We start from the raw sequence: 6283 nt of genomic DNA on the forward strand, positions 1-6283 counted from the left end.
CATGTGTAAACGATGTCCCCGCACAGGTGTAAACTATGTATCCGGTCTGTACACCAAAGGGAGAGGGAAGCAGGAGGGGGAGCCTCTTCCCCCTCTCCCTCCGGGAGAGGGTTGGGGTGAGGGTAAAATCCGGCGCGAACCTACACTCGGGGGCGCTCGCGCGGTGTCCGGGCTAGCGGCCCGCGGCGGGCATGGAGACAGGGATGGAACGGCAACGGTACGCTGACAAGCGATTGGGCATTGTCTGTCCTGTCGCCAACGAAGAACAAACGATCGAGGCGTTTATCGAGGAAGTATTGGCGGTATGCGGCAGCTTTCATTTTGCGAGGCTGCAATTCTTCGTTATCCTGGATCATGCGAGTACGGACAACACGCTGGCCATCGCGCGCGCGCTGGACGCGGCACAGGGGCCGGTAAGATTGGTGTGGGCGCCGGAGAATCGCTCGGTTGCCGATGCTTACCGGCGCGGCTATCGCGAAGCCATCCTGGCGGATTGCGACTGGATCCTGGAGATAGACGCCGGCTTTAGTCATCAGCCTCGGGATATCGCCGGCTTTCTCGAGCAAATGGCCGCCGGCAGGGATTGCGTGTTCGGTTCCCGTTTTGCCGGCGGCGGATACTTTGAAAGGAGCGCCGTGAAACGGCGGCTGCTCAGCAAAGGCGGCACTGTGTTGGCGAATCTGCTGTTGGGAACGAAATTAACGGATATGACCGGCGGCTTCCAGTGCTTTACCCGCGACACCCTGCAAGAGATTTTGGCGGCGGGCATTCATTCCCGAGGGCCGTTTTTTCAGACGGAAATTCGCTTCCACGCGCACCGTTTCGATTATGCCGAGGTGCCGATCCGCTATTTAAACCCCAGCCACCGGGTGAAAAAAGAGGCGGTAATGGAAGCTTTACGGCAACTCTGGCGCCTGTACAAGACAAGACGGAAGGGGGGGCGTTAACGCGCAACGTCAAGCGCGGCCCTCTTATCCCGCCATTCCCGCGCCCCCCTGTCCACCGTGTCCACAATCCCGCATAGCAAGCGCGCGGCGGCGTTCGTCGCCGAGGGCAATTTCGCTGGGCGTCTCAGCGGGTCGTTGCCTCCAGCCACTCGTCAACAATGCGTAACTCTTGTTCTTGCACCACCTCGCTCTCGTAAAGCGCGCGGTACATGACGCGCAGATCGTCGTCGTTGCCGCGAAGCCTGGCGCTGCTCAGCGCCTGCATCGTCTTGTCGAAGCCCAGGTATATCGGCAGTTCCGATTGGAAGTCGGCGGCCAGGTCGTGCGGGTTGCGTTGCTGGCGCGCGGACGCGGCGACGAAGGCAAGCCGTCCGCCGCGTTGCCAGATGCCGTTCTGCGCGACGAATGACTTGAGGATGTCGCAGGAACGGAAGCTCACCGTCGCCGGGAGATACAGGAACGGAAAGGCCCGCCGGTCAATCCAAAACGTATTCTGGGTGTTGAAGGGAGACAGCACGCCCCGGTTCAGCAGGTAGGCGCCCTGGCCGAATCGGAATTCTTCCCTGGTCCCGAATACCAGCCGGTGGATGGCATCCACGTCAGGGTCGCCGTCCACCAGACTTTGGATGACGAACGGCTTGCCGTTTTCTCCAGGGGGGGGGCCAGGGGGCGTGTCCTCGATGACAATTTTTTCTCCGGCGCGGATTTTTTCCAGCGGAAAGCCCCGCGGCCAGATCGGTTCGTCGGTGAACAGCGAGTAAAGGTTTGGATATTTCGGCGCCACTACCGTGTGCGAAAAAGCATGGTCCAGCCTTCCCCAGCCGTCGTATGGAATGTTGTCGTCGTCGCTTTCCGCGATGACGTCGTAGCCGTTTCGCATGGCGTGCAAGTAGCCTATGTTTTTGCGCGAGTAACTGTCCATGGGCAGCAGCCGGCTGATTTTCGGATACTGCTTGCGCTGGGCGTCTATATCGAGGAACTCGCAATCGAGGGAGCGATAATCGCCGGGCGTCTTGCGGTCGCCGACCACGATTACGTCGTAGCCGGTCTTGAGAAACTTGCGTATCGCCTCGGTCGGCTTGTTGACCGTGGTCAGCACCAGGCATTTTTTATTCGGCCGATTCATTGGCACTGGTTCTACTTCGGATATCCCGGTTGCCGGCGTTTCGGAGCGGCGCCTACGCTCGAATCGAATCCCGATTCGCCAAAAACCACTCGTAGGTGGAGCGCAGCCCGTCCTGCAGGGAGATTTGCGCCCGCCAGCCCAACGCATCGATCCTGGAGACGTCCAGCAATCTCCTTGGCGCGCCGTCCGGCTTGCTGGCGTCGTAGCGCAGTTTGCCGCGGTAACCGACAATGGCCGCGATGGTTTCCGCCAACTCCCTGATCGTCACATCGGTTCCGGTACCCACGTTGAGGTGCGAGCGCATGGGTTCGGTGACGTTGCCGAGCGCGGATTTATCGAGATTCAGGATATGAACGCAGGCGTCCGCAAGGTCGTCCACATGCAGGAATTCCCGCCGGGCGTTGCCGGAGCCCCAGATCGCCACTTCGGCGGCTCCGGTTTCTTTGGCCAGATGCATCTTGTGCATGAGCGCGGGCGCCACATGGCTGTTTTCCAGGTGGAAGTTGTCGCCAATGCCGTAGAGATTCGTCGGCATCAGCGAGCGGAAATCGGCGCCGTACTGGCGGTTGTAGGATTCGCAGAGCTTGATCCCGGCAATCTTCGCAAGCGCGTAGGGTTCGTTGGTGGGCTCGAGCGCGCCGGTTAGCAGGGCCTCCTCTTTTATGGGTTGCCCGGCAAACTTGGGATAGACGCAGCTGCTGCCCAGAAAGAGCAGCCGCGCGCACCCGGCCTGCCACGCGGCATGAATGAGGTTGCCGGCAATTGCCAGGTTGTCGTAGATGAATTCCGCCGGGTAGGCGTGGTTCGCATGAATGCCGCCGACCTTGGCCGCGGCGACCACCACCGTTTCGGGTTTTGCGGCGGCGAAAAACCCGGCAACGGCTTTCTGATCCCTTAGCTCAACTCCCTTTCTGTCAGCGGTGATAACGGGTACGCCATCGGCCCGCAGCCGCCGCGCGACGGCCGAACCGACCATGCCCTTGTGACCGGCAACGAATACGGACGTCATGATTTATTTCTCTATTTATTCCTTTGGCAACGTAACGGTAAAGCCGCTGGACTTGAGCAGCGCCAGGCGCCGCGCCTGGTCCAAGTCGTGGCGGAGCATCTCCTCGACCATTTCCTCAAGCGTCGTTGTCGGTTGCCAGCCCAGTTCCCGGTGCGCCCGGGACGGATCGCCGAGCAGGGAGTCCACTTCCGCGGGCCGGTAATAGTTTGGGTCCACCCGAACGATCTGGTCTCCCCGGCCGATCATGAGCTGCTCCGGCTTGAGTTTGCCTTTGCCGACGCTGTCCACCACGCCGACCTCGGCGGCGCCCTTGCCTTTCCAGCGCAGGGTAACGCCCAGCAACTGCGCCGTCATGTCAATAAACTCGCGTATGCTGATTTGCCTGCCCGTTGCGATGACGTAGTCCCTGGGCTCGTCTTGTTGCAGCATCAGCCACTGCATTTCCACGTAATCTTTGGCGTGTCCCCAGTCCCGCCGCGCGTCAAGGTTGCCGATGTACAGGCACGGCTGCAAGCCCTGGGATATATTCGCCAGTGCCTGCGTCACCTTTCGGGTGACGAAAGTCTCGCCGCGGCGGCTGGATTCATGATTGAACAGGATGCCGTTGCAGGCAAATATGCCGTAAGCCTCCCGGTAATTGACGGTGATCCAGTGAGCGTACAATTTGGCCACGCCGTAGGGCGAGCGCGGATAAAAAGGCGTGCTCTCCTTTTGCCGGGATTCCTGTACCAGGCCGTACAGCTCGGAAGTAGAGGCCTGGTAATACCGGGTTTTTCGCTCCAGCCCCAGGAAGCGAATGGCCTCCAGCAAGCGCAGCGCCCCCAGGGCGTCCACATCCGCCGTGTATTCCGGCATCTCGAAACTCACCGCCACATGACTCTGCGCGCCCAGGTTGTACATCTCGTCCGGCTGGCACTCTTTCACGATGCGGATAAGGTTGGAAGAATCCGTCAGGTCGCCGTAGTGTAAGACAAGATTCGCATGCTCGATGTGGCGGTCCTGATACAGGTGATCGATGCGTTGGGTATTGAACAGCGAGCTGCGGCGCTTGATGCCGTGCACGATATAGCCCTTCTCGATTAGCAGTTCTGTCAGAAAGGAACCGTCCTGGCCGGTGATGCCAGTGATCAGCGCGACTTTTTGCGACACAAAATAGTCTCCCGCGTTCGGTGGTGCCGATGGCCGGACTCGAACCGGCACGGCTTGCGCCACTGCCCCCTCAAGACAGCGTGTCTACCAATTCCACCACATCGGCTGCAATCCCGAAGGATGCCGGACTCCGGGCCGCTTGTCGAGATGCGCCGGCACGGCGTTTCGGCTACCATGGCTTCGGAGCGCGCATAAAAAAACCCATTGCCAACGCGCCCGCGGTTATGAAAAAATTTTTTGTCCCGCTGCTTCTTCTCGCCGCGAACCACGCCAACGCGCAATTCGTGAGCGGACTCGCCACGGAGAACCCTGACCGGATTCGCATTGCCATCGTACCCGTCAGCAAAGACGCGCAAAACCAATCTTTTGCGCTTGCCGGTTTGCAGCTCAAGGAAAAAACCAGGGAAATTCTCAGGCAACACGGCATCGAAGAAACCGCAAAATTTGGGGAAGAACTGCAAATTCACCTGTCTATCCACCGGGAAACCTACATCCTTACGCTCAAGCTGCAGCGGCCCATATACTTCAAAGTAAAAGGGGAACGGCAAAAAAGCTACGCGGTCGTCTGGGATCGGATGGAGTACGGGGCACATCGGCAGGACCCGGAAGTCGTCCTCCAGGCCCTCGCGGAAATGCTGCGCAATTTCAGCCGGCTCAGAAAAACCGTAGTCAAAAAATAAAACCCCCCGCGCCGGGCGCCGGCGGGGGCGGGCCCGGAGCCGCTGGCGCAGGTGCTGGCCAATTGCGCTAATTGCCGCGCGGCGAAGAACGCGGGCCCGAAGAACCGCCGGCAATTGTCGCCGCGCGGGCCGAAATGCCGGCCAGCGGATGAAGACGGGCGCATAGGCGGCGGTTTCCCCTATGGGAGCCGAGTGCCCCTCCGCGTTGTTTTCCTATATACTTGCTTTGCAAAGAAAAAATCGGCTTTGGAGAGTTGCGGTTCCGGCGCTGGCCTCTCTGGAGTACAATACGCCGAATGCCGCATGAGCGGGAAAACGGGCCGCGTACCGGGAGGAGATTGAGCAATGGGGTCGAACAAAACGGAGTCTGGGAACATCATGAGTAGCGAAAGAGATATGCTGCCCGCGGCCGCGGGCAAGGTTGCGGGCCGCGCGCGGCGGCGCGCGGTTTGGGGACTGGCGCTGGCGGCGGGGCTGGCGGCGGCGTGGCCGATGGGGGCGCTGGCGCAGACCTTCAACCCCCCTTCCGGCCAGACCGTGTCCGCGGCCGAAGGGACGCTCGGCGTGGACGGGATGCTCACCGCTGCCACAGTGACGCTGCCGTCTGCGACCGTCACATATGCCGCAGGCCGCATCACCGGCACTCAGCCATTCGGAAGGTTTTGGTTTCAGATCACCCCCGCGGCTTTCGAGGCCGCGGACGGAGACGTCTGCAGGGACTCTGCAAACAGGCTTTCCTCCTCCGATCCCGGCTATGTTGCGCTCTCGGGCAGCAGCCCACCCGACATAACCCTTGCCTCCGAAATGGCCGGCTCGCTAGGCGCCCCGTCCTTCACTGCGCCGGATGTGGATAGGCCCACCACGCTTTACTTCGCCAACTCACACACTGTCTTTAATACCCTTAACAGCAGCAACATATGCTACTACGTCGCCGTCACCATCAACGATGTGGAGCCGCCGACGATTACCGGACTGGCGGATGCGAGCTATGTCGAGGGCGCGGTGGTTCCCGACGCGGCTTTCTCCGCCACGGTTAGCGATCCGGACAATGGCCTCGTGGTTTCTCTTGTGACTTTGACTTCGGGCACCGGCCCCGCATTCACCTTGCCCTGGCGGGTGACTTTCAAGGCCGACGGCACTGACGGAGACGATTCCCACCAGAGCCGAAGCTTCACCGTTCCGACATGGAGCCAGGACTACACGCTGGAATACACTGTGACGGCGAGTGATGAGCAGGGGTTGACGGACACGGACACCTTCACCATCAGCGTCACCACTGCGCCCAACCAGCCGCCGGTGGCAGAGGCCGGGCCGGACCAGACGGTGAACGAAGCCACCACGCCGCAGGTGATGCTGGACGGCAGGGGCAGCA

Annotated in this window: 6 protein-coding genes and 1 tRNA gene; 3 read left to right on the forward strand and 4 right to left on the reverse strand. The window is 60.8% G+C overall.

Features of this window, described 5'->3' with window-relative positions; all coding sequences use genetic code 11:
- Positions 1–203 precede the first annotated feature (203 nt).
- Positions 204–947, forward strand: coding sequence for a glycosyltransferase (locus OXU43_06535; GenBank protein MDD9824810.1), 744 nt, complete (start codon positions 204–206; stop codon positions 945–947).
- A gap of 124 nt (positions 948–1071) precedes the next feature.
- On the opposite strand, the gene OXU43_06540 is transcribed toward OXU43_06535, so the two are convergent.
- The 4 genes from OXU43_06540 to OXU43_06555 form a co-directional block, all read right to left on the reverse strand.
- Complete coding sequence (locus OXU43_06540; GenBank protein ID MDD9824811.1) at positions 1072–2073, reverse strand: hypothetical protein; 1002 nt, start codon at positions 2071–2073, stop codon at positions 1072–1074.
- 52 nt (positions 2074–2125) lie between these two features.
- Positions 2126–3082: a GDP-L-fucose synthase gene (locus OXU43_06545; GenBank protein MDD9824812.1), complete on the reverse strand. Its 957-nt coding sequence runs from the start codon at positions 3080–3082 to the stop codon at positions 2126–2128.
- A gap of 15 nt (positions 3083–3097) precedes the next feature.
- On the reverse strand, positions 3098–4231 hold the full coding sequence (gmd, locus tag OXU43_06550; GenBank protein MDD9824813.1) for a GDP-mannose 4,6-dehydratase: 1134 nt from the start codon (positions 4229–4231) through the stop codon (positions 3098–3100).
- A 21-nt stretch (positions 4232–4252) separates the two neighbouring features.
- Positions 4253–4337 (reverse strand) — tRNA-Leu (locus tag OXU43_06555).
- Positions 4338–4515: 178 nt separating this feature from the next.
- Between OXU43_06555 and OXU43_06560 the strand changes: the two genes are divergently transcribed.
- Together OXU43_06560 and OXU43_06565 are read left to right on the forward strand one after the other, a co-directional pair.
- Positions 4516–4911 carry a hypothetical protein gene (locus OXU43_06560; protein ID MDD9824814.1) on the forward strand — a complete coding sequence of 132 codons (396 nt, stop codon included), beginning with the start codon at positions 4516–4518 and terminating at the stop codon, positions 4909–4911.
- Positions 4912–5289: 378 nt separating this feature from the next.
- The coding region (locus OXU43_06565; protein ID MDD9824815.1) for a hypothetical protein at positions 5290–6283 on the forward strand (994 nt) is incomplete at its 3' end.

The organism is Gammaproteobacteria bacterium, assembly GCA_028817255.1.
Lineage (GTDB): Bacteria > Pseudomonadota > Gammaproteobacteria > Porifericomitales > Porifericomitaceae > Porifericomes > Porifericomes azotivorans.